Origin of the sequence: Brevundimonas sp. MYb52 (genome assembly GCF_002979535.1) — a bacterium.
Taxonomy (GTDB): domain Bacteria; phylum Pseudomonadota; class Alphaproteobacteria; order Caulobacterales; family Caulobacteraceae; genus Brevundimonas.
Window position 1 is genome coordinate 63,662 of the sequence record NZ_PCPB01000001.1, and the last position, 22,242, is coordinate 85,903.

Genomic DNA, 22,242 nt, shown 5'->3' on the forward strand with positions numbered 1-22,242 from the left:
GAGTGGCGCGGCATGGTTGGCGTGAGTGGAGGGACGCATGACCGCAGTGCTGACGGAGCGGCAGAAGAAGTGGTTCGCCACAGTCCAGGCCAATCTGGAGAAGAACACCGGCAAGCCTCTGGCCGATTGGGTCACGATCATGAAGACCTGTCCCGAGACCGGGCCGCGCGCTCAAGCCGCCTGGTTGAAGGCTGAATACGGCGTAGGGCAGAACCACGCGGCGCAGATATTGGACGCCTGCCGCCCCGCTGATGGCCCCGGCTGGGACGAGCCCGAGGCCCTACGCGTCGCCTTGTGGAAGGATGCGGCTTCGCTGGCGATCCTTGAGGCGGTCGAGCGCGTCGCCGATGGCGTCGAGGGTGTGATCGCGGGTCAGCGCAAGGGCTACACGTCCTTCTCGCGCAGCGTGCAGTTCGCGGCCCTGCGTCCGTTGAAGGGCGGACGGGCCTTGCTGGGGTTGAAGCTGTTGCCCGAGGTCTCGCCGCGCCTGTCGTCATCCGCACGGCGCGAATCCTGGTCCGAGCGCCTGACGGCCACGGTCGAACTGGACGCCGCCGATCAGGCGGACGCCGAAATCAGCCGCCTGTTCGCACAGGCGGCGGACAATGGGTGATGAACTTTCCTCCCTGTTCGCGGAGCGAATGGGGAGGTGGATCGGACGCGAAGCGGACGAGACGGAGGGGGCGACTCGACGGCTGACGTTACGCCGCCCCCTCCACCGCTACGCGGTCCCCCTCCCCACGAGTGGGGAGGAAAGGGAGGTCAGCGCTTGCGACCCAGGGCGCTGAGCAGCACCGCCGCGCCGGCCAGGATGCCGGTGGTCAGCAGGGGTTTGCGGCGGGCGAAGTCCAGACCCTTGCGGGCCGGGTCGCGCAGGTCGGCGGGGGCCTTGTCCACCATCCCGTCCAGGCCGTCGATGACGCGGCCATAGGCGTCCAGCGCCTTGCCCTTGACCTCGTTCAGCCTGCCTTCGACTTGCAGCTTGCTGTCGCCGGTCAGGCGGCCGATGCCGCCCTGGGCCTTGCCCTTCAGTTCCGTCGCGACGCCTTCGATACGTTGATCGGTCATGGTGATCCCTGAATGTGAGGAGGAGACTCACATTGGAAGCGTATTGCGGCGCCGCAAGTTCCTCAGAACCTCGGCCATGCGGCGACTTGTCAGCCTTTGCGATAGGGCGACAGGTCGGCCGTCATGGCGTCCATTTCCGCCTCGACCGCTGGGCGTTCGTTGTCCAGATAGCGGGCGACCGGATCGCGCAGAGCCGGATCGGCGATCCAGTGGGCGGAATAGACGGGGGAGGGCAGGTAGCCGCGCGCGATCTTGTGCTCGCCCTGGGCGCCGGCCTCGACGCGCGCCAGGCCGCGCGCGATGGCGAAGTCGATGGCCTGATAGTAGCAGAGCTCGAAATGGAGGAAGGGGACCTCCTCCAGCGCGCCCCACTGACGGCCATAGAGGGCCTCGCGGCCGATGAAGTTCAGCGCCCCGGCGATGGGCGTCTCGTCCCGGAAGGCCATGACCAGGGCGATGCGGTCCGCCATGCTGGCGCCGACGCGGGCGAAGAAGTCGCGCGTCAGATAGGGGCGGCCCCATTTGCGGTCGCCGGTGTCCATGTAGAAGGCGAAGAAGGCGTCCCAGTGAGCTTCGGTGATGTCGGCGCCGGTCAGGACGCGGATGTCGAGGCCAGCCTGCGCCTCGCGCCGCTCGCGGCGGATGGTCTTGCGTCGATTGGACGACAGGGCGGCGAGGAAGTCGTCGAAGGTCTGATAGCCCTCGTTGCGCCAGATAAATTGGATGTCGCGGCGCGGCAGCAGGCCCGCCTGGGTCATGGCGCGCCATTCCGGCTCGATCGGGAAGTTGACGTGCAGCGACGAGATGCCGAGGCGCTCGACCAGGGTCAACGCGCCTTGCAACAGGGCCTCGCGCACGGTCGCGGCCTCTGTGCCGGGCGAATGCAGGAAGCGCGGCCCCGTCGCGGGCGTGAAGGGCACGGCGCCCAGAAGCTTGGGATAGTAGCGGCCGCCGGCGCGCTGATAGGCGTCGGCCCAGTTGTGGTCGAAGACGTATTCGCCCTGGCTGTGACCCTTCAGATAGAGGGGCATGACGCCGATCACGGCGCCGTCGTCATCATGCAGGGACAGGTGGCGCGCCGCCCAGCCCTGGGACGGGACGGCGCTGCCCGACGCCTCGCAGGCGTGCAGGAAGTCGTAGGAGACGAAGGGATCGCCGGTCGGGGTCGCGCTGGCGTCCCACGCGTCCCGGCCTATGGCGGCGATCCCGTCGTTGACCTGAAGCGTGAAGCTCACTTCACCTCGATGATGGCGTCGATTTCCACGGCGAAGCCGAGCGGCAGCTTGTAGACGCCGACGGCCGAACGGGCGTGTTTGCCGGCGTCGCCGAAGACTTCGACCATCAGGTCCGAGCAGCCGTTGATGACGGCGGGGATGGCGATGAAGTCCGGGCCAGCCTGGACGAATCCGCCCAGCTTGACGATGCGCACGACGCGATCGAGGTCGCCGTCAACGGCGGCGTTGATCTGGGCCAGCAGGTTGATGCCGCACAGGCGGGCGGCCTCGGCGGCCTGCTCCGGGGTTACGTCCACGCCGACGGTGCCCTTGATGCCGCCGTTGGCGTCGTTCGACAACTGGCCCGAGATCAGGACCTGGTTGCCGGTGCGGACGTAGGAGACGTAGCTGGCGACCGGCTTGGCGGGCTCGGGCAGGGTGATGCCGAGTTCGGCGATGCGGGCGTGGATGCTCATGTCGGAGACTCCGTTGAAGGGGTTGAGCGGGGTGTAGCGCGCCAGACGGGCGGCGTCATCCGGGCTTCTTGAGCGCACGGCCCGCGACCACGGCGGCGGCGCCGAATTTGGCGCGCAGGGCGTCGATGGCGGTCTCGGTTTTCAGGGCGCGGGTCTCGGCGGTGGCGAACAGGCCAGCGGGGGCGGCGCTGGCTTCGGCGATCTCGGCCAGGCCGATGCCGATCAGGCGATAGGCCTCGCCTAGTTCGGGCCTCAGCAGATCGCGTCCGGCGGAAAACAGCACGCGCGCCGTCTGCACCGGCTCAGCCAGGGTGATGCGGCGGGTGACGATCCTGAAATCGGCCTTGCGGAGTTTCAGCACCACCACGCGGCTGGCCACGCCGTCGCGGCGGGCTTTCGAGGCCAGCTTCTCGCACAGGGGCCACAACTCCGCCTCCAGATCCTCGGCGGTGGTCAGGTCGTCGTTGAAGGTGGTCTCGGCGCTCATGCCGCGCCGGTCGTGGTCCGGCCTGACGGGACGTGCATCACGAGCGTGGCTGAGGTCATAGAGGCGTAGGCCCGTCTCGCCGTAACGCCGGATCAGGTCCTTGACGTCGGCGGCGGCCAGGTCGCCCACCGTGGCGAATCCGTCGGACCGCAGGGTGCGTCCGAACACCGGGCCGACACCGGGCAGGATGTTGACCGGACGCGAGGCCAGCAGGCCCTTGGCCTCGACCGCGCCGATGACGGAAAAGCCGCGCGGCTTGTCCAGTTCAGACGCGATCTTGGCCAGGAAGCGGTTGGGGGCCAGGCCGATAGAGACGGTCAGGCCCGTTTCGTCCTCGATCCACTTCTGCAGGCGGATCAGTTGAAAGGCCGGCGGGCCGCCGTTCAGGCGCTCGGTCCCGGCCAGGTCGATCCAGGCCTCGTCCAGCGACAGGGTCTGGACCAGGGGTGTCAGCTTGCCGACGGCGCCGAAGATGCGCTCGCTCTCGGCCACATACTTGCGGAAGTCGGGCTTGATGACGACGGCGTCCGGGCAGGCCTTCAGCGCCTTGTACATCGGCATGGCCGAGCCGACGCCGTGCAGGCGGGCGACGTAACAGGCGGTGGAGACCACGCCGCGCTTGCCGCCGCCGATGATGACCGGCTTGTCGCGGAGTTCAGGCCGGTCGCGCTTCTCGACGGAGGCGTAGAAGGCGTCGCAGTCCAGGTGGGCGATGGTCAGATCGCCCAGTTCGTCATGGCTGACGACCCGACGCGAGGCGCACGATGGGCACCGCTCGACCTTGCGGTCGCCGGTCCACAGGCAGTCGCGGCAGATGGCCTTCAGACCCAAGTGAGACTCCGTTCGCGCTCCAGCGGCGCGAAGTGCGATAGCGCAAAGAAAAAGCGGCTTCACCTCAACTTAAGACTGCATGGGCCAGTGTGCATCCGAAGAAGGCGAAAAGCCCTGCGCTACAGCGCGAATTATTGGCGAAAGAGCCGGGTGGCGGATGTCCAAGAAAGTCCTCATTGTCGAGGATAACGAGCTGAACATGAAGCTTTTTCATGATCTGCTCGATTCCCAGGGCTATCAGACCCTGCAGACCCGCGAAGGGCTGCAGGCGCTCGCCATTGCGCGCGAGCATCGCCCTGACCTGATCCTGATGGACATTCAGTTGCCGGAGATTTCCGGCCTGGAAGTGACCAAGTGGCTCAAGGACGACGAAGAGCTGAACCATATCCCTGTCATCGCCGTTACAGCCTTCGCCATGAAGGGTGACGAGGAACGGATCAGACAGGGCGGCTGCGAGGCCTATATCTCCAAGCCTATTTCGGTGGTGTCGTTCCTTGAGACGATCCGCAAGCATCTGGGGTAGGGCCTCATGAGCGCGCGCATCCTGGTGGTTGACGACGTCGAGACCAATGTCCGACTGCTCGAAGCCAAGCTGACGATCGAGTATTTCGACGCCCTGACCTGCGGCGACGGTCTGACGGCTATCGCACTGGCGACGTCGGAACAGCCTGACCTGATCCTTCTTGATGTCATGATGCCGGGCATGGATGGGTTCGAGACCTGTCGCCGGCTCAAGGAGGATCCGAAGACGCGGCATATCCCGGTGGTGCTGGTGACGGCGCTGGACGGGCGGCAGGATCGGATCAGGGGACTGGAAGCCGGCGCCGACGACTTCCTGACCAAGCCGCTGGACGATGTGATTCTGATGGCGCGGGTCAGGAGCCTGACCCGGCTGAAGATGGTCATGGACGAACTGCGTGAGCGCGAGGAGAGCGGACGGCGCGTCGGCGTCGACACCGCCGGCGTGGCGCGACTGAAGGGTTCGGGCGGGCGTGTCCTGGTGGTGGACGACAATGCCCTGCAAGCCGCCAAGGTGGCCCAGGAACTGGCGGTCGAGCATCGCCCACTGATTGAGGCAGACCCGGCGGCGGCGCTGGAGGCTGCGCGCGGTCCGGTCGATCTGATGATCGTCAATGTGACCTCGGACGGTTTTGATGGGCTGCGTCTGATCGCCCAGGCCCGTTCCAAGGAGCCGACACGGCGACTGCCGATCCTGGCCCTGGTGGATTCGCAGGACCGGCCTCGGCTGCTGAAGGCGCTGGAACTGGGCGCCAATGATCTTCTGACGCGACCGGTGGACCCCGAAGAACTGTCGGCGCGGGTGCGGACCCAGGTGCGGCGCAAGCGCTATGGCGATTTCCTGCGCGAGAAGCTGGACCACAGCCTGGAGATGGCCGTCACGGACGCCCTGACCGGGCTGCATAACCGTCGCTACATGACGAATCAGCTTCAGGCTCTGGTGGCGCGCACCAATCGCGGCGGCGAGCCAGTGGCGGTGCTGGTGCTGGACATCGACCACTTCAAGGCCGTCAACGACGGATTTGGCCACGACGCCGGGGACGAAGTCCTGCGCGAGTTTTCGGTGCGGCTGGCGACCAATGTGCGCGCGGTCGATCTGCCGTGTCGATTCGGCGGCGAGGAATTCGTGGTGGTCATGCCCGGCACGACGCTGGAAGACGCCCACCGCATCGCAGAGCGTATCCGTCGCGACGTGGGCTCGGCGCCCTTCCGCGTCATGGACGGCAAGGCGCACCTGAACGTCACTGTCTCTGTCGGAGTGGCCGCCACGACAGGGGCGGAGGATACGCCGGAATCCTTGCTGAAGCGGGCAGACGAGGGCGTCTATGAGGCCAAGGCTTCGGGACGCAACAAGGTCGTCGCCCGCGCGGCCTGAGCCGTCTTTCTCATTGATCGAACAACGAAAAACGCCCGGCTGAAAAGCCGGGCGTTTTGAATTCTGCAGTCAAGCGAGGCCCGAGGGCCGGGCGGTTAAGCCCTTACTTGATCTTGCCTTCCTTGAACTCGACGTGCTTGCGGACGACCGGGTCGTACTTCTTGACGACCATCTTTTCGGTCATCGTACGGGCGTTCTTCTTGGTCACGTAGAAGAAGCCGGTGTCAGCGGTGGAGTTCAGGCGGATCTTGATGGAAGCCGGTTTGGCCATCGGAATTACCTTTGCGACGGCGAAAGCCGCATGAAACGAGAGGCGCGGAACATACTCAGGCGGAGATCAAAGTCAACGCCCGCGATGTCGCGTTGAGGATTGGCTTCTAGCGACTAGGCTGTCGGAATGAAAGCCATGACCTCGATCGCCCTTGCGGCCGCCGCTCTGACCCTGTCGTCCCTGCCAACCTCGGCGCGGGCGGACACGCCGCAGGACGCCTTCTTCAAGAACCTGAGCACCCTGTGCGGGCAGAAGTTCGAGGGCAGGGTCGTCACCACCGACGCCGCCGATTCGGACTTCGCCAGTCAGAGACTCTTGATGCACGTGCGCGACTGCACAGCCGAAGAGATTCGCATTCCCTTCTGGGTCGGCGCCGACCGCTCGCGGACCTGGGTGGTGACGCGCACCGCGACCGGCCTGCGGCTGAAGCACGATCACCGCCACGACGACGGCACGACCGACACCCTCCACTGGTATGGCGGCGATACGGCGGGCGCCGGCACGGCCGAGCGGCAGGAGTTCCCGGTGGATCAGGAATCCATTGACCTGTTCAACGCCAACAACGCCTCGGTCTCGACCACCAACGTCTGGGCGATGGAAATCCATCCCCGGCACATGTTCGCCTATGAACTGCGTCGCCCCAGCCGTCATTTCCGCGTCGAGTTCGACCTGACCAAGCCGGTCGCCCAATAGAGGCTTAGAGGGCTTTCCACGGCTCCAGCGGGCGGACGGTGGCGCAGGCGGGGCCGCCGTCCTTGGCCCGACCCGGCAGGCGAACCTCCAGCGTGCGGCCTTGCCGCGCGGCGGCCAGCAGGTCGGCGGGAATGTCGTGGACGTCGATCTTGGCTCGGCGGCTCCAGGTCGGGCCGGCAAAGCCCGCATGGGTTCCGATGCCGATATAGACGAAGCGACGTTCCGACCCCTCGCGCCGCACAAAGGGGCCGGTCAGATGGTTGTCGTCGTTCAGGGGGATGGGGGCGTCCAGCGACAGCGGGGCCTCGGTCGCGGTCACGGCGTCGACCGGCTCGCCGTCCTTGCCTTGCAGGCTGTAGCAGACGCCCGGCACGGGATCGTGGATGGTCAGGCGCAAGGTGATCGTCTGCTTGCCCATCGCGTCAGTCCCTGTGTTCGACCACATGCTGGCCGCGCACCATGCGAACGAAGGGCAGGGGGCGGTCGGGATGGGTCAGGCGTTCGGCCATCTCGCCCAGGACAAAGCGGGTGATGGCGGGCAGGTCCAGGGCGCGGGCTTCGTCCAGCGGCAGCCAGGCGATCTCGTCCAGTTCGCCCGAGCCCTCGATGCGGTTGGGATCACGTAGAGCGTCCACCGGGGCCATGAAGAAGCGGGCGTCAAAGCGGCGCGTGCGGCCCGGCGGGGTAATGGCGCGGGCCACATAGGACAGGACCGACAGGTCGGGCAGGGCGCCCGCCTGACGATATTCACGCCAGGGTCCAGCGACCGAGGCGGGCGGGGCCGGGCGGCCGAGGATCAGGCCAGTTTCCTCAAACGTCTCGCGCACGGCGGTCAGGGCCAGGGCGCGGGCGCGACGGGCGGGCATCTCGGCCTCCAGCCGCCGGGCGACGTCAGATGACAGTTCGCCGGTCGAGGCGGCGGTGAAGTCGGATCGGTCGATGCGACCGCCGGGGAAGACCCACTTCGACGCCATGAAGACGTGGCCGGGCGCGCGCCGGCCCATCAGAACCTCAGGCCGGTCTCCGCCGCGCGTCAGGATCAGGGTGGCGGCGTCCTTGGGCTTCTGGCCGCCGCCCGTGCGCGGGGCGTCGGCCAGATCCTGAGCGGCGTCGAAGGGCTGAGGCTTCACCGCCGCTTGCCCTTGCGAACCCCCTTCAGCCCGCCGGAGGGCTTGGCGCCGTTGCGGGGCTTGGGACCGCCGGGGCGGCCCTTCCCGCGCTTGGGCGGGCCGTCGCCGCCCCCCCGGTCGTTTCGTCCTCGGATGCCGTAGCGCGGGGCGGGCGCGTTGGGATCGCGCGGGTCAGGCTCGGAGATCATTTCCAGCACCAGGCCGCCGGTGACGGGCGTGGCCTCCATCAGCTTGACCTCGACGCGACGGCCCAGAGTGAAGCGCTTGCCGGTGCGCTCGCCGACCAGGGCGTGGGCGCGGTCGTCGTGGGTGAAATACTCGCTGCCCAGGGTCGAGACTGGGACCAGACCATCGGCGCCCGTCTCGTCCAGCCGCACGAATAGGCCGAAGCGGGTGACGCCGGTGATGCGCCCGCTGAAGGTCGCGCCGACGTGGTCTTCCAGGAAGGCGGCAATGTAGCGGTCCATGGCGTCGCGCTCGGCGGCCATCGAGCGGCGCTCGGTGCTCGTCACCTGTTCGGCGATGGCGGCCAGTTCGGCGATCTCGCGGTCCGTGAGGCCGTCCGATCCCAGGTTCAGACCCCGGATCAGGCCCCGGTGCACGATCAGGTCGGAATAGCGTCGGATCGGCGAGGTGAAGTGGGCGTAGCGGTCCAGGTGCAGACCGAAGTGGCCGACGTTGTCCGGCGAATAGACGGCCTGCATCTGGGTGCGCAGGACCACCTCGTTGACCACCTCGGCGTGAGGCGTGTCGCGCATCTCGTCCAGCAGCTTGTTGAAGCGCTTGGTGGTCGGCGCCTCGCCCTTGTTCCAGGGCTTGGCGATGGTGTGCAGGAAGTCGGCCAGGTTGAAGATCTTCTCCTGGCTGGGCGCTTCGTGGACGCGATAGATCAGCGGCGTGCGCGTCTTCTCCAGCGTCTCGGCGGCGCAGACGTTGGCCTGGATCATCATTTCTTCGATCAGGCGGTGGGCCTCCAGCGACTTGCGCGGCTCGATGGCCGCGATGCCGCCATCGGGGGCCATGATGATGCGGCGCTCGGCGCTTTCGATGGCCAGGGGGCTGCGGCGCTCGCGGCCCTTCAGCATGGTCGAATAGGCGTTCCACAGCGGATAGAGGATGGCGTCCATGATCGGACCCGTCGTGTCGTCCTGCTGGCCGTCGATGGCGGACTGGGCCTGCTCGTAGGATAGCTTGGCCTGCGACCGCATCAGGCCGCGCATGAACTTGTGCCCGGTCTTCTTGCCGTCCTTGTCGAAGATCATCCGCACGGCCATGCAGGCGCGGTTCTCGCCCTGTTTCAGGCTGCACAGGCCGTTGGACAGGACTTCCGGCAGCATCGGCTCGACGCGGTCGGGGAAGTAGGTCGAGTTGCCCTTGTCGCGCGCCTCGCGGTCCAGGGCCGAGTTGGGGCGGACGTAGGCGGCCACGTCGGCGATGGCGACCCAGACGATCCAGCCGCCAGGATTCTTGGGATCGGTGTCGCGTTCTGCGTAGACGGCGTCGTCGTGGTCGCGCGCGTCGGCCGGGTCGATGGTGATGAAGGGGACTTCGCGCAGGTCCTCGCGGCCCTTTAGCGTCGGCAGGGCCTGATCCTCGGCCTCGCGCTCGACCAGTTCCGAGAAGCCGGTGGGCAGGCCGTGGGCGTGGATGGCGATGATGGAGGCGGCGCGCGGGTCATCCTCGCGGCCGATGGACTCCAGGATCTTGCCGCGCTTGGGCCCGTAGCGGTGGTCGCCCTTCTCGATCGAGGCCAGGACCAGGTCGCCGTCGCGCAGGTCGCCCGCCACGGCGTTCGGGATCAGCAGGACGTCCTTGGAGCGCTTGTCGACGGGCTCGACGCGGGTTTCGCGCGCTGACTTGCGGATCACGCCCAGGACGCGGTTGGTTCCGGCGTCCAGCCGCTTGACCAGGCGGGCCTCCCAGCCCTCGGCGCCGCGCGCGAACTTGACCAGCAGGCGGTCGCCCAGGCCCGGTGCGGGGGTCTTGCCCTCGCGGTCGGGCAGCAGCAGGGCGCGCGGCGCGTCGTCGCCCCCCTTGACCCGTTCGACGTAGAGCTCGCCGTCCGCGTCGCGATCCACCACGTCGACCACGCCGACGGGGGGCAGGGCGCCGGCCTCGGAAAAGCCCTTACGGCCGCGCTTGCCCAGGGCGCCTTCGGCCTCCAGCGTCTTCAGCATTTCGCGCAGTTGGCGGCGTTCAATGCCCTTCAATCCGAAGGCGCGGGCGATGTCGGCCTTCTCGGCCTCGCCCGCTTCACGCAGGAAGGCGATCAGGGTGTCTTTGTCGGGCAGGCCCGCGGCGGGGCGTTTCGGCGTCTTGGTCATTGCGTCCTATGTAATGCGCTTCGGGGCAAATGGGTGAAAACTTGCGTGAGTTGACCGCGAAGCCTGCGACGCCCAGCTTCCGCCCCTGAACACGCCTCTTTCGGAGCCTTTTCGCATGTCGATGTCCGACGCCCCCGTCCTGATCCGTCCTGTGGGATCGCTGCTGGACCTGATCGGCAAGACGCCGATGGTCGAGGTGACGCGGATCGACACCGGTCCGTGCCGTCTGTTCCTGAAGCTGGAGAGCCAGAACCCCGGCGGTTCCATCAAGGACCGCATCGCCCTGTCGATGATCGAGGCGGCGGAAAACGCGGGCTGGCTGAAACCGGGCGGCACCATTGTCGAGGCGACGGCGGGCAATACCGGCCTGGCCCTGACCCTGGTCGGCAAGCAGAAGGGCTACAAGGTCCTGCTGGTCATCCCCGACAAGATGTCCAAGGAAAAGATCCAGCACCTGCGCGCCATGGGCGCCGACGTGCGCCTGACCCGCTCGGATGTGCCGCACGGCCACCCCGAATACTACACCGACATGGCCGAACGTCTGGCCCAGCAGATCCCGGGCGGCTACTTCGTCAACCAGTTCGCCAACGACGCCAACACCGCCGCCCACTTCAAGACGACCGGGCCTGAAATCTACGAGCAGATGGACGGCCAGATCGACGCCTTCGTCGCCGGCATCGGCTCGGGCGGGACGATCACGGGCAATGCGCAATACTTCAAGTCGCAGGGCTCGAAGGCCAAGATCATCCTGGCCGACCCGGTCGGTTCGGCCCTGGCCGGGCTGATCAACGAGGGCGTGGCCGGGCCGGACGGCAGCTATTCGGTCGAGGGTATCGGTCAGAACTTCATGCCCGACACCGCCGACGCCGACCTGATCGACGTGGCCTATTCCATCCCGGACAGCGAGGCGATCGCCACGGTGCGCGATCTGCTGCTGAAGGAAGGCATCCTGGCGGGGTCGTCGTCGGGCACCCTGATCGCCACGGCCCTGCGCTGGTGCCGCGAGCAAACCGAGCCGAAGCGGGTCGTGACCTTCGTCTGCGACACCGGCGCCAAGTACCTGTCCAAGGTCTATAACGACGCCTGGCTGGCTGATCAGGGTCTGACCCAGCGCGAGCTGCACGGCGACCTGTCGGATCTGATCACCCGCAAATACGCCAACGGCGACGTCGTGGTGATCGGCCCCGACGACACCCTGGACACCGCCTTCAAGCGGATGAAGGGCGACGGCGTGTCGCAACTGCCGGTCATTCAGGACGGTCGTCTGGTCGGCATTCTGGACGAGAGCGACATCGTCCACATCATGAACACCGACGAGATCACCCGGAAAGAACGCTTCGCCAAGCCGGTGTCCTCGGCCATGACGCGCGACCTGGACACCCTGCAGGTCAGCGAGACGCTGGACGCCCTGATCCCGATCTTTGACCGCGACCGCGTGGCCATCGTGCTGGACGGCGAGACCTTCGTCGGCCTGATCGCCCGCACCGACCTGATCAACCACCTCAGCCTGAACCGGTAAGACCATGGCAGACCTGAAGAACAGCCAGGGTTTCTCGACCCGCGCCATCCACGCCGGCCAGAAGCCCGACCCGACCACGGGCGCGGTGATGACGCCGATCTACGCCACCTCGACCTATGCCCAGGAAAGCCCGGGCGTGAACAAGGGTTATGAGTATGCGCGCGGCAAGAACCCGACGCGCGAGGCCTTCGAGGCCTGCATCGCCGATCTGGAGGGCGGGGTTCAGGCCTTCGGCTTCGGCTCGGGCATGGCGGCGACCTCGACTGCGCTGGAACTGCTGGACGCCGGGTCGCACATCGTCACCGGCGACGACCTGTACGGCGGCTCGTGGCGGCTGTTCGAGCGGGTGCGGCGCCGGTCCATGGGGCTGGACTTCAGCTACATCGACCTGACCGACCTCAAGGCAGTCGAGGCGGCGATCACCGACAAGACGCGGATGCTGTGGGTCGAGACGCCGACCAATCCGCTGATGAAGCTGGCCGACATTGAGGTCCTGTCCAAGATCGCCAAGGCGCACAAGCTGATCCTGGTCGTGGACAACACCTTCGCCACGCCGTGGAGCCAGCAGCCGCTGGCGCTCGGCGCCGACGTGGTCATGCATTCGGCGACCAAGTACCTGAACGGTCACTCCGACATCGTCGGTGGGGTTCTGGTGGCCAAGGACGCCGAGATGGCGGCGCAGCTGAAGTTCCTGCAGAACTCCATCGGCGGCGTCATGGGGCCGTTCGACGCCTTCCTGGCCAACCGGGGGCTGAAGACCCTGGGCCTGCGCATGAAGGCGCACAACGAGAACGCCATGGCCGTCGCCCGCTGGCTGGAAGACCGGGCCGGTCAGAAGAACGGCGGGGTGGCCAAGGTCATCTATCCGGGTCTGATCAGCCACCCGCAGCACGAATTGGCGGCACGTCAGATGAACGGGCGCTTCGGCGGCATGGTCACGGTGCTGATCGACGGCGATCTGGAGCGCACACGGCGGGTGCTGGAGCGGGTGCAGGTCTTCACCCTGGCGGAGTCGCTGGGCGGGGTCGAAAGCCTGGTGAACCACCCGGCCATCATGACCCACGCCTCCGTGCCCAAGGAGGTCCGTGAGGCGGGCGGCGTCACCGATAACCTGATCCGCCTGTCGGTCGGGGTCGAGGACATCGACGACCTGATCGCCGATCTGGATCAGGCGCTTTCCTGATCTGATACGAAAAAGGGGCGCTCCGGCTGACCGGAGCGCCCCTTCGATTTCTTCGCCGGGGCTAGAGCCCTGACGAGGCCGAAATCAGCCTTCGGTCTTCAGTTGACCGGCCGATTCCTTGCCCGAGCGACGGTCGCGCTCGATTTCGTACGAGACCTTTTGGTTCTCGTCGAGGCCACGCAGGCCGGCAGCTTCGACAGCCGAGATGTGCACGAACACGTCTTTGCCGCCGTCATCCGGTTGGATGAAGCCGTAGCCCTTGGTGGAGTTGAACCATTTCACAGTGCCGGTAGCCATTTTCAGGACCTCCGCTAGTCGTTGGCCTCAGGGAACAGCCCCTTTGGCCTGTCGGGTCTGAATGGATCGGCCTAGTCCTCGGTGCGCAGAGCAAAGGGGCAGCAGCGTTACGCAGAGAGATCGACGGCGGTAAAATGGACGGCAAATGCGTCCAGCGCAAGACCCCTTGGATTCAGGCGTCTTCTTCTTCGTCGGCGGGAGCGGCGGCGTCGCCGACGTAGCTCGCCTGACAGCGCTTGCGCAGGGCGGCGGTGATGGTGCCGCCGTAGAGGCTGTCCTGAATGCGGTCATAGCCCTCGCTCTGCAGCGCCTGCTTGACCTCGCTGACGGTGCGGCAGGCGCCGCTTTCAGCTAATTGATACGCACGTTCCAGGGTAGTGGGGCGGAAAGTCATGACCTTAACCTAATGACTTTCCCCCGATTATCTACCGCTGATCGGTCACAAGATCAGAACGAGAAGTTGATCCCCGCGACCAGGGCGCCCTTGTATTGTTCGCCCGGAACGTCGGCGTCGGTGTCATGCCAGCGCAGTTCCAGCTCGGTCTTCGGCGTCAGGGCGTAGGAGCCGCCGACGTTCCAGCCGGTGTAGTCGACGCTGTTGTCCTGATCGCGGCGACCGATTTCGGCCGAGACGTTCAGCTTGTTGGTGAAGTCCCAGCCGCCGCGGAGCGCCACCCAGGTCCAGGCCTCGGTCGAGCCGGTGCCGTCGGGCGAGTGCTGCAGCCGCAGGCGGGCGCTGGCCGGGCCGATCGAGCGCTTCATGTCGGCGGTGAATTCCCAGGCGTCGTCGTCATAGCCGGGGTTGGCGTCGAAGCGATACTTGTGGGCCAGGTTCAGGTCGAAGTCGAAGCCGGCGAACTCGGGGCGCAGGCCCACGACCAGTTCATTCTCCAGTTTGGAGCCGCCCGCGTCGATGGTTTCCAGCCCGGCGGAGCCATAGACAAGACCGCTGGCGCTTTCCCATTCGGCCGCGCCATAGACGAAGGGATCGCCGTCCGTCTTGGACAGGTCCTTGGAGCGGTTGTCGGTCGCGGCGCCGGCCGAGAAGGACCACTTGCCCCCACTCAGACCAGTATCCTGCGCATGGGCCCCGGAGGCCATCAGGACCAGGGGCGCAGCGGCGATAAGGGCGGCGTTCGTCAGGGTGCGGAGCATGAAAAGCCTCGTGAAGCGACGAGGCCGCTCCTAGAGACGCTTCTTGTCGAATTTATCACAGGCCTGTGAAAACTCGTCCGCCAACCGCGCCACAAGCTGGGCCGTTGTGGGGCTGTCGTGGATCGAGCCTGAGCCTTGCCCGGCGGACCAGATGGTCTTCCACGCCTTGGCTTCCTCGCCCATGTCCAGCTTGTGTTCGGGCAGGGACTTCGGGTCGATCTTGTTCTCGACCAGGGACGGGGTCAGGAAGTTGGCCGGGATGCCCGAAACGGCGGGGGTATAGGTGATGTCGGCCGAGCCGGAGGCGACGATCAGGTCCTTATAGTGCGGCTGGGCCTCGCTCTCGGCCGTGGCGATGAAGCGGGTGCCCATATAGGCGAAGTCGGCGCCCATCATCAGGGCGGCGGCCACGTCCTGGCCCGTCGACAGACAGCCCGCGAGGATGATGGTCCCGTCATAGAAGCTGCGGACCTCGTTGATCAGGGCGAAGGGATTGACCACGCCCGCATGGCCGCCCGCGCCATTGGCGACCAGGATCAGGCCGTCGACCCCGGCCTCGGCCGCCTTCCTCGCATGACGGACATTGGCGATGTCGTGGAAGACCACGCCGCCGTAGCCGTGAACCGCGTCGACCACGTCGCGCACCGCGCCTAGCGAGGTGATGATCAGCGGCACTTTCTCTTCGACCGAGACCATCATGTCGGCCATCAGGCGCGGATTGGTCGGATGGACGATGTGGTTGACGCCGTAAGCGGCGGCGTCAGGTTTCAGCCGGGATTTGATCTCTTGCACCCAGTCCCGATAGCCCTCGGTCGTGCGCTGGTTCAGCGAGGGGAAGGTGCCGATCACGCCCGCATTGCAGGCCTCGACCACCAGATCCGGGCCGGACACCAGGAACATGGGCGAGGCGATGACCGGCAGCTTCAGGCCGGACTGCAGGGAAGCGGGAATGGCCACGGATCGTTTCCTGGAATGGTTTCTGCGGGTTGTTTTAAGGGACGCTAACCGGGTGTCGCGGGGGAAGGCAATGCACTCACTACCGCTCATCCCCGCGGAGGCGGGGACCCAGTAAGAGCCACGGACACCGCGCTCGGAATGGCGGCCTTTGATTTCCGGTCGGTGCTTGCAGCCAAGGCACTGGGTCCCCGCCTCCGCGGGGATGAGCGGATTTTGGGGGCGGAGGCGCGGAAAGCAGCCCGCCAAAAAACAGAGTCCAATTCGTCTAATCTGTCTGAAATCCCCCTCAGGCCCGTCCGTCCGCAACCCGCATCCTACCACGGCGAGGAAGGGCGCCAGGTCGATTGTGCAAACGCCGTCGCGGGGGCGGCATTTTCTTTGGCGGACCAAACGCCTAAATGGCGGGCATGACGCACTATACCGACAGCCTGTCCCAGCTCGGCGCCCAGACCGCCGCCCCGACCAGCCCCGAAACCGCCGTGCTGGAGCGCGTGCCCAATCCGCATGCCGACACGCTTTATGTGGCGCGCTTCACCGCGCCCGAGTTCACCAGCCTGTGCCCGGTGACGGGCCAGCCCGACTTCGCCCACATCGTCATCGACTATGTGCCCGGCGACTGGCTGGTCGAGTCGAAGTCGCTGAAGATGTACCTGACCAGCTTCCGCAACCACGGCGCCTTCCACGAGGACTGCACCGTCGCCATCGGCAAGCGCCTGGCTGACCTGCTGCAACCGAAATGGCTGCGCATCGGCGGCTACTGGTACCCGCGCGGCGGCATCCCCATCGACGTCTTCTGGCAAACCGGCGCGCCCATCGAAGGCGTCTGGCTGCCGGATCAAGGCGTCGCGACCTATCGCGGGCGGGGGTGAGGGGGAGGTTTGACCACCCTCCAAACCTAGGCCTTGGGAGACGTCATTTCGGAGCCACCGACTCGGATGACCTCTCCCAGCAGCACGTCCAACTCGGCAGCGAAGTTTACTTGAATAGCCGTTGGAAGATCCTCACGAGGCCTAATCGGCGAGTGGAGGTGTGCGTCCGCGATTTTTCTTAGCGAGCCCTGTAGACGCTGCATTATTTCTTTGAATGATTTCGATTGTTTCGGCCCGCCGTAGTTGTTCGCGACCTCGTCGAACGTCTTGAAACCGAGGACGGGGGGAACATGGTCTAAGATTGTGCGCAGAAGCATCGCTGTAGAGAAGTGGCAACGGTTTTCAGCAACCACGTTCATCTCGCGACAGAGCTCCACCAGCCTCGCAAAGTCCCATTTGCCGCCAGAAAGTCCCTGCAACGCCTTGATGCGCACTAGGGCCACGTAGGGACGGTCGGCTGAGGAAATCGGTGGCAACGTTGCCTTCGTGTGTTTCCGTTGGACTGCGCGAGTAGCCGCTTGCACAATCTGTGAAGCCTCCTCGACCGAAGCGTAGGAAGGCCCGCCTGCGAAGCTGCTTGACCCAGAATTCACTGCGCGCTGCAGGTTCGAGGAATATTCATTTAGTCGCCCCAGTTCGTCATCGAGGATCGCCTTCGCCTCGATTGCGAATGCCTTAAATTTGGCGGCGTGTTTAGACGGCAAGAACAGTCCTGACATACTGCCGCCCTTCACAAACAAGGGGAGCAGCGCATTCATCTCTTCCGCAATACGATTCAGCTCTTCGATCATAAGCTGGACCGTAGACGAGTGACCGCCAACGTGAAATCGCCCATGACCCCATCCCCCCGTCTTCCGCTCGAAGTCTGGGGCCGTCGTCTGATGGCTCGCGCGGAGGCGTGGGCGGATCGGTCGCGGGGGCGGCGGTATGCCTATGAGTTTCTGTGGTTCGGGCTGAAGCAGGGGTGGGCCTGTCTGTTCGGCGGGGCGATGCTGGGGCTGATCCTGGCGACCTATCTGGTCTGGCCGGTGCTTTGGCCGGAAGGGGCGGCGCCGGTGTCGCGCTATGACGTTCTGGTGGTCGGGGCGCTGGGGATACAGGCGCTGATGCTGGCCTTTAAGCTGGAGAGCTGGGAGGAGGCGCGGGTCATCTTCCTGTTCCATGTGGCCGGAACGATCATGGAGCTGTTCAAGACCTATCACGGGTCATGGATCTACCCGGAGGCGTCTGTGCTGCGGATCGGGGCCGTGCCGCTGTTCTCGGGCTTCATGTATGCGGCGGTGGGCAGTTACATCGCGCGGGTGCAGCGCATCTTCCATATCCGGGTGCGGAACTATCCGCCGCTGTGGACGACCTGGGTTCTGGCGGCGGCCATCTATGTCAACTTCTTCGCCCATCACTGGCTGCCGGACGTGCGGATCGCGCTGTTTGCGGCCACCGTGCTGCTGTTCGGGCGGGGCTGGTTCTACTTCACCGCCGACCGGACGCGGCGGTCGATGCCGCTGCTGCTGGGCTATGGGCTGGTGGCGCTGTTCATCTGGTTCGCGGAGAACCTGGGGACGTTCGCGCGGGCTTGGGTCTATCCGGGGCAGGAGGGCGGATGGGAGATGGTCAGCGTGAACAAGCTGGGGGCGTGGTTCCTGCTGATGATCATCTCGGTGGTGCTGGTGTCGCTGGTGCACCGGCCGGAGGAGGAGCCCCGCGCGTCGGCCTAGGGCCGCCGCTCGACCTTGTGGGCCATGTTGGGGCGGGGGCGCTCCAGCGGGGCTTCGGTGACGGTGCCCAGGTGGATGAAGCCGGCGATGGTCTCGCCGTCCTTGACGCCGAACAGGGCGACGGCGGCGGGGTCGTAGGAATACCAGTCGGTGATCCAGCTGGCCGAATAGCCCAGGGCGTCGGCGGCGTGTTCGATATTCATGCAGACGGCGCCGGCGGACAGCTGCTGCTCCCAGACCGGGACCTTGTGGCCCTGGATCGGCGTCGAGACGACCATGATGGTCAGGGGCGGATTGGCCAGCTTGGCGAGGACGGCCAGGTCCTTGTCGACGCGGTTCTGGGTCTCGGCCAGGGCGGCGAGGGCTTCGGACAGGTCGGCGCGGCTCTGCGGGCCGAGAACCACGAAGCGCCAGGGGAAGAGCTTGCCGTGGTCGGGGGTGCGGGCGCCCAGGTGCAGGATCTGCTCGATCTCGGCCTCGGACGGGCCGGGGGCGCTCAGAAGCTGGGCCGAGGCCGAGCGGCGGGTCGCCAGACGGGACAGGATCGCGTCCGAACGGACGGGCAGGGGCAGGGCGGCGTTCAGATCGGTCATGCCGTCTAGCTAGGATTTTGCAGCGCCCGGCGCCATAGCGGAGGGATGCACGATATCGCCGACATCAAGCCCCGCTGGGCCGAAGACCTGCCCGAGACGCCAAAATGGCAGAGCCACGGCGACAGCGTCCTGATCGACACGCCGTGGATGACGGTGACGCGGCACCCGGCGACGGCGCCGACGGGGGCGCCCGCCGACTATGTGGCCATGCGCCCCAAGAACGTCGGAACCGGGGTCCTGCCGCTGCATGACGACGGGACGGTGACCCTGGTGGGGCAGCATCGCTTCACCCTGATGCGCTATTCCTGGGAGATGCCGGAGGGCGGGGCGCCGATGGACGAGGACCCGTTCGACGCCGTGCGTCGCGAACTGGCCGAGGAGGCCGGGCTGGCGGCGGAACACTGGCGCGCGGCGCTGGATCTGGACCTGTCGAACTCGATCACCGACGAGCGGGCCATGACCTGGGTGGCCTGGGGACTGAGCGCGGTTCCGGTGGACCCTGACCCGACCGAGGTGATCGTATCAGTGCGGGCGCCTTTCCGCGAGCTGTTGCGCGAGATCGAGCGCGGGGCGGTTCGCGACGGCCTGACGGTGGCGACGGCCTACAAGGCCTACCATATGGCCCGCGAAGGCGTGCTGCCCGCCGCGCTGGCGCGGGCCATGCTGGGGGCGTAGGATCGCCTGCAAGGAAACGGGAGGCCCGATGGCCAAGCTGGAAATCGTGCCGCAACAGCCGGACCTGTGGATGCAACTGCGCGCCGCAGCCGAGGAGGCCGCGCGCGAGGAGCCGCGTCTGGCCTCGCAGTTGAACGCCGTGGTGCTGGCGCATGACGATTTCGCAGGCGCGCTGAGCTTCCAGATCGCGCGCAAGCTGGGCGACGCCGAACTGGGGGCCATGTCGCTGCGCGAGGTGGCGCTGTCGGCCTTTGCGGCCGATCCCGGTATCCTGGCGGCGGCGGAGGCCGACCTGAAGGCGGTGCAGGACCGCGATCCGGCGATCCGGTCGCTGTTGCAGCCCTTCATGTATTTCAAGGGGTTCCAGGCGCTGCAGGCGTGGCGGGTGGCCCATTGGCTGTGGGCGCAGGACCGCGACACCCTGGCCTTCCACTTCCAGAGCCGGATTTCGGAACTGTTCCAGTTGGACATCCACCCGGCGGCGAAGATCGGCTCGGGCGTCTTCGTCGACCACGGCACCGGCATCGTCATCGGCGAGACGGCGGTGGTGGGCGACGAGGTGTCGATGCTGCACGCCGTGACCCTGGGCGGGACCGGGGCCGAGCGCGGCGACCGTCACCCCAAGATCGGCCGCGGCGTCCTGCTGGGGGCGGGAGCCAAGGTGCTGGGCAATATCGTGGTCGGGGACTACGCCAAGGTGGCCTCGGGCTCGGTGGTGCTGAAGCCGGTGCCGGCGGGCTGCACGGTCGCCGGTGTGCCGGCAAGGGTCGTGGCCTGTCCGACCGACGCGGCGCCCGCCCGGACCATGGACCACACCCTGGCCGACATCGCCTATGATTTCGTGATCTGAGGCGGCTGCCTGTGGACGCCCGATACGCGGGCTTCCCTTGAGGGGGCGGGTTCTTTAGGTTCCGCCGTCAACGACACCAACGAGGCTACCCCCGTGAAAGAATCTGATCTGAAGCGCGTCGAGACGCACCTGAAGCGCACCTTCAACCACGGCGGCATCAAGGTGAAGGCCCGCAAGGTCGCCGACTCCGCCGAGGTCTATGTCGATGACGAGTTCATCGGCGTGGTGTTCGAGGACGAGGACGAGGCCGGCTCGTTCATGTTCGAGATGGCGATCCTGGCCGAAGACCTGCCGCAGGACTAAGGCTGCGCTTCCAGAGGTTGCTCTGGACAGCACGCACGAAAAAGGCCGGAGGGGCGAACCCTCCGGCCTTTTGTCGTTTCAGACGATCACCAGCCGAACAGGCGGGCGAAGAAGCCCTTCTTCTTTTCAGGCTGGGGCGCAGCGGCGGCGGGGGCCGGTTGCGGAGCGGGCGCAGGCTTGGGCGCTTCGACCGGCTTGGGAGCCGGGGCGGGCGCGGCGGCGACCGGGGCTGCCGCCGGAGCGGCGGCGGGCTTCGGTGCAGCAGTCTTGGGCGCAGTTGCGGCCTTGGGAGCGGCGGCCTTCTTCGGGGCGGCTGGCTTGGCGGCGGCGGCCTTCGGAGCGGCGGTCTTTGCCGCCGGCTTGGCGGCCTTGGGCGCAGCGGCCTTTACAGCCGGAGCCTTGGCAGCGGCCTTGGCGGCGGGTTTCGCGGCCGTCTTGGGCGCAGCGGCCTTCACGGCGGGCTTGGCGGCAGCGGCCTTGGGCGCGGCGGTTTTCGGCGCGGCCTTCGGTTTTGCAGCGGCCTTGGGCGCCGCAGCGCTCGACTTTGCCGCCGGTTTCGGCTTGGAAGCGGCAGGCGCCGCTTTCGGCGTAGAAGATTTCGACTCAGACGGTGCTTTAGCCATGGATACCCCGACCCTTAAATGGACACGGGCATTCCGTACGCCCGCACGCGTTGCGATTCGTCATAATAACGGTGTTTGAGAAATGTCCGAGTCCGCTCTTCAGGTAATCGCACGCGGCGAGCGCGAGCCCGCGGAGGCCGCCGCCGCCATGATCGACGCCGACCCCATGCTGGAAAACGCCACCTATTCGATCCTGGAAGAGGACGAGGACAAGGGCGTCTGGCGCATCGACGCCTTCCCGACCAGCGATGAAGAAGCCGAGGGGGTCGCTCAAATCCTGCGCGCGACGCCGGGCCTGGAAGTGATCGTCGAGAAGCTGGCCGACGCCGACTGGCTGGCCATGAGCCTGTCGGGCCTGCCGCCGGTCGAGGCCGGGCGCTTCTTCGTCTATGGCGCGCATGATCAGGGCAAGATCCCCGAGGGTCGGGTCAATCTGAAGATCGATGCCGGCGCGGCGTTCGGCACCGGCCACCACGGCACCACGGTCGGCTGTCTGGAAGCCTTCGACAACCTGCTGGCGACCGAGAGCTTTGAGAAGGTGCTGGACGTCGGCTGCGGCACGGGCGTTCTGGCTATTGCGGCGGCGAAAACGGGCTCGCCCATCGCTGTCGGCACCGACATCGACGAGCCCTCGGCCCGCATCGCCAACGAGAACGCCCAGATCAACGACGCCAAGTGCGAGTTCTATTTCGCCGACGGCCTGAGCGACGCGCGCATCGCCCTGCACGCCCCCTATGATCTGGTCTTCGCCAACATTCTGGCCGCGCCTCTGGTCTTCCTGGCGCCCGAGATCGGCCAGGCGCTGAAGTCGGGCGGGGTCGCCATCCTGTCGGGCCTGCTGCGCACTCAGGAAGAGCGCATTCTGGAAGCCTATCTGCCGCTGGGCTTCGTGGTGGAGCAGACCATTCACCATGATGCGTGGACTGCGCTGCAACTGCGGATGAAGTAGGGGCGAGGTTTCCCTTCTCCCCTTGTGGGAGAAGGTGGCCCGTCAGGGCCGGATGAGGGGTCTCGCGACCGTGGATGAAGGGGCTGGGCAAATGCCGAGAAACCCCTCATCCGTCTCGCTTCGCGAGCCACCTTCTCCCACAAGGGGAGAAGGGTGTAAGGACCCT

The 22,242-nt window shown here is 66.5% G+C and carries 27 protein-coding genes; 12 read left to right on the forward strand and 15 right to left on the reverse strand.

Translation table 11 applies throughout. The features are described from left to right. Positions 1-37: 37 nt before the first annotated feature. Positions 38-613, forward strand: a complete 576-nt coding sequence (locus CQ039_RS00405; protein ID WP_105564765.1) for a DUF4287 domain-containing protein — start codon at positions 38-40, stop codon at positions 611-613. 149 nt (positions 614-762) lie between these two features. Here CQ039_RS00405 and CQ039_RS00410 read toward each other — a convergent pair whose 3' ends face one another. The 4 genes from CQ039_RS00410 to CQ039_RS00425 all read right to left on the reverse strand — a co-directional run bounded on the left by CQ039_RS00410 (position 763) and on the right by CQ039_RS00425 (position 4,070). After that, a complete protein-coding gene (locus CQ039_RS00410) occupies positions 763-1,068 on the reverse strand; it encodes a CsbD family protein (RefSeq protein ID WP_105564766.1) in 306 nt (101 codons plus the stop codon). An 89-nt stretch (positions 1,069-1,157) separates the two neighbouring features. Beyond that, positions 1,158-2,303 carry a GNAT family N-acetyltransferase gene (locus tag CQ039_RS00415; protein ID WP_105564767.1) on the reverse strand — a complete coding sequence of 382 codons (1,146 nt, stop codon included), beginning with the start codon at positions 2,301-2,303 and terminating at the stop codon, positions 1,158-1,160. Next, entirely contained in the window at positions 2,300-2,758 is a 459-nt protein-coding gene (locus tag CQ039_RS00420; protein ID WP_105564768.1) for a RidA family protein, read from the reverse strand. Before CQ039_RS00420 ends, CQ039_RS00415 begins: the two co-directional genes overlap by 4 nt. A gap of 55 nt (positions 2,759-2,813) precedes the next feature. Beyond that, positions 2,814-4,070, reverse strand: a complete 1,257-nt coding sequence (locus CQ039_RS00425; RefSeq protein WP_369831536.1) for a DNA polymerase IV — start codon at positions 4,068-4,070, stop codon at positions 2,814-2,816. 163 nt (positions 4,071-4,233) lie between these two features. On the opposite strand from CQ039_RS00425, the gene CQ039_RS00430 reads away from it, so the two are divergent. Next, on the forward strand, positions 4,234-4,599 hold the full coding sequence (locus CQ039_RS00430) for a response regulator (protein WP_105564770.1): 366 nt from the start codon (positions 4,234-4,236) through the stop codon (positions 4,597-4,599). Between the two features lie 6 nt (positions 4,600-4,605). After that, positions 4,606-5,970, forward strand: a complete 1,365-nt coding sequence (locus tag CQ039_RS00435) for a PleD family two-component system response regulator (RefSeq protein WP_105564771.1) — start codon at positions 4,606-4,608, stop codon at positions 5,968-5,970. 103 nt (positions 5,971-6,073) lie between these two features. On the opposite strand, the gene rpmG is transcribed toward CQ039_RS00435, so the two are convergent. Further along, positions 6,074-6,241 carry a 50S ribosomal protein L33 gene (rpmG, locus tag CQ039_RS00440; protein ID WP_003164451.1) on the reverse strand — a complete coding sequence of 56 codons (168 nt, stop codon included), beginning with the start codon at positions 6,239-6,241 and terminating at the stop codon, positions 6,074-6,076. Positions 6,242-6,376: 135 nt separating this feature from the next. Here rpmG and CQ039_RS00445 point away from each other — a divergent pair, with 135 nt between their 5' ends. Then, on the forward strand, positions 6,377-6,934 hold the full coding sequence (locus CQ039_RS00445; protein ID WP_199183516.1) for a hypothetical protein: 558 nt from the start codon (positions 6,377-6,379) through the stop codon (positions 6,932-6,934). A gap of 4 nt (positions 6,935-6,938) precedes the next feature. On the opposite strand, the gene CQ039_RS00450 is transcribed toward CQ039_RS00445, so the two are convergent. Genes CQ039_RS00450 through rnr form a run of 3 tightly spaced genes read right to left on the reverse strand, consistent with a single transcriptional unit; the run spans position 6,939 to position 10,388 of the window. Further along, positions 6,939-7,352, reverse strand: coding sequence for a DUF5990 family protein (locus tag CQ039_RS00450; protein ID WP_105564773.1), 414 nt, complete (start codon positions 7,350-7,352; stop codon positions 6,939-6,941). A gap of 4 nt (positions 7,353-7,356) precedes the next feature. Continuing rightward, entirely contained in the window at positions 7,357-8,064 is a 708-nt protein-coding gene (locus CQ039_RS00455) for an NUDIX domain-containing protein (RefSeq protein WP_105564774.1), read from the reverse strand. Continuing rightward, positions 8,061-10,388, reverse strand: coding sequence for a ribonuclease R (rnr, locus tag CQ039_RS00460; RefSeq protein ID WP_105564775.1), 2,328 nt, complete (start codon positions 10,386-10,388; stop codon positions 8,061-8,063). The genes CQ039_RS00455 and rnr overlap by 4 nt, the downstream gene beginning before the upstream one ends. Positions 10,389-10,503: 115 nt before the next feature. Between rnr and CQ039_RS00465 the strand changes: the two genes are divergently transcribed. Together CQ039_RS00465 and CQ039_RS00470 are read left to right on the forward strand one after the other, a co-directional pair. Further along, positions 10,504-11,907, forward strand: coding sequence for a cystathionine beta-synthase (locus CQ039_RS00465; protein ID WP_105564776.1), 1,404 nt, complete (start codon positions 10,504-10,506; stop codon positions 11,905-11,907). A 4-nt stretch (positions 11,908-11,911) separates the two neighbouring features. Further along, the gene (locus tag CQ039_RS00470) at positions 11,912-13,090 is read left to right on the forward strand and encodes a cystathionine gamma-synthase (RefSeq protein WP_105564777.1); all 1,179 of its coding nucleotides are present in this window, start codon (positions 11,912-11,914) and stop codon (positions 13,088-13,090) included. A gap of 84 nt (positions 13,091-13,174) precedes the next feature. On the opposite strand, the gene CQ039_RS00475 is transcribed toward CQ039_RS00470, so the two are convergent. From CQ039_RS00475 to CQ039_RS00490, 4 genes are all read right to left on the reverse strand, one after another. Continuing rightward, the gene (locus CQ039_RS00475) at positions 13,175-13,387 is read right to left on the reverse strand and encodes a cold-shock protein (protein WP_003167329.1); all 213 of its coding nucleotides are present in this window, start codon (positions 13,385-13,387) and stop codon (positions 13,175-13,177) included. Positions 13,388-13,559: 172 nt separating this feature from the next. Next, positions 13,560-13,781 (reverse strand): hypothetical protein, encoded by a 222-nt coding sequence (locus tag CQ039_RS00480; RefSeq protein WP_105564778.1) that lies wholly within the window; start codon positions 13,779-13,781, stop codon positions 13,560-13,562. A gap of 53 nt (positions 13,782-13,834) precedes the next feature. After that, the gene (locus tag CQ039_RS00485) at positions 13,835-14,542 is read right to left on the reverse strand and encodes a TorF family putative porin (RefSeq protein WP_105564779.1); all 708 of its coding nucleotides are present in this window, start codon (positions 14,540-14,542) and stop codon (positions 13,835-13,837) included. 30 nt (positions 14,543-14,572) lie between these two features. After that, a complete protein-coding gene (locus CQ039_RS00490; protein WP_105564780.1) occupies positions 14,573-15,499 on the reverse strand; it encodes a nitronate monooxygenase family protein in 927 nt (308 codons plus the stop codon). Between the two features lie 407 nt (positions 15,500-15,906). Between CQ039_RS00490 and queF the strand changes: the two genes are divergently transcribed. Then, the gene (gene queF / locus CQ039_RS00495) at positions 15,907-16,368 is read left to right on the forward strand and encodes a preQ(1) synthase (RefSeq protein ID WP_105564447.1); all 462 of its coding nucleotides are present in this window, start codon (positions 15,907-15,909) and stop codon (positions 16,366-16,368) included. 26 nt (positions 16,369-16,394) lie between these two features. Here queF and CQ039_RS00500 read toward each other — a convergent pair whose 3' ends face one another. Then, positions 16,395-17,159, reverse strand: coding sequence for a hypothetical protein (locus CQ039_RS00500; protein WP_105564442.1), 765 nt, complete (start codon positions 17,157-17,159; stop codon positions 16,395-16,397). A gap of 42 nt (positions 17,160-17,201) precedes the next feature. Here CQ039_RS00500 and CQ039_RS00505 point away from each other — a divergent pair, with 42 nt between their 5' ends. Further along, a complete protein-coding gene (locus CQ039_RS00505) occupies positions 17,202-18,083 on the forward strand; it encodes a DUF817 domain-containing protein (protein ID WP_105564446.1) in 882 nt (293 codons plus the stop codon). On the opposite strand, the gene CQ039_RS00510 is transcribed toward CQ039_RS00505, so the two are convergent. Further along, positions 18,080-18,676: a nitroreductase gene (locus CQ039_RS00510; protein ID WP_105564441.1), complete on the reverse strand. Its 597-nt coding sequence runs from the start codon at positions 18,674-18,676 to the stop codon at positions 18,080-18,082. The two genes, CQ039_RS00505 and CQ039_RS00510, sit on opposite strands and share 4 nt — an antisense overlap. A 45-nt stretch (positions 18,677-18,721) precedes the next feature. Here CQ039_RS00510 and CQ039_RS00515 point away from each other — a divergent pair, with 45 nt between their 5' ends. The 3 genes from CQ039_RS00515 to CQ039_RS00525 all read left to right on the forward strand — a co-directional run bounded on the left by CQ039_RS00515 (position 18,722) and on the right by CQ039_RS00525 (position 20,504). Further along, complete coding sequence (locus CQ039_RS00515) at positions 18,722-19,351, forward strand: NUDIX hydrolase (protein WP_105564440.1); 630 nt, start codon at positions 18,722-18,724, stop codon at positions 19,349-19,351. Positions 19,352-19,379: 28 nt separating this feature from the next. Then, positions 19,380-20,201: a serine O-acetyltransferase gene (gene cysE / locus CQ039_RS00520; RefSeq protein ID WP_105564439.1), complete on the forward strand. Its 822-nt coding sequence runs from the start codon at positions 19,380-19,382 to the stop codon at positions 20,199-20,201. Between the two features lie 93 nt (positions 20,202-20,294). Continuing rightward, complete coding sequence (locus CQ039_RS00525; RefSeq protein WP_105564438.1) at positions 20,295-20,504, forward strand: DUF3126 family protein; 210 nt, start codon at positions 20,295-20,297, stop codon at positions 20,502-20,504. Positions 20,505-20,590: 86 nt separating this feature from the next. On the opposite strand, the gene CQ039_RS00530 is transcribed toward CQ039_RS00525, so the two are convergent. Beyond that, positions 20,591-21,127, reverse strand: coding sequence for a hypothetical protein (locus CQ039_RS00530; protein ID WP_199183517.1), 537 nt, complete (start codon positions 21,125-21,127; stop codon positions 20,591-20,593). Between the two features lie 82 nt (positions 21,128-21,209). On the opposite strand from CQ039_RS00530, the gene CQ039_RS00535 reads away from it, so the two are divergent. After that, positions 21,210-22,076 carry a 50S ribosomal protein L11 methyltransferase gene (locus CQ039_RS00535; RefSeq protein ID WP_105564437.1) on the forward strand — a complete coding sequence of 289 codons (867 nt, stop codon included), beginning with the start codon at positions 21,210-21,212 and terminating at the stop codon, positions 22,074-22,076. Positions 22,077-22,242: the final 166 nt, after the last annotated feature.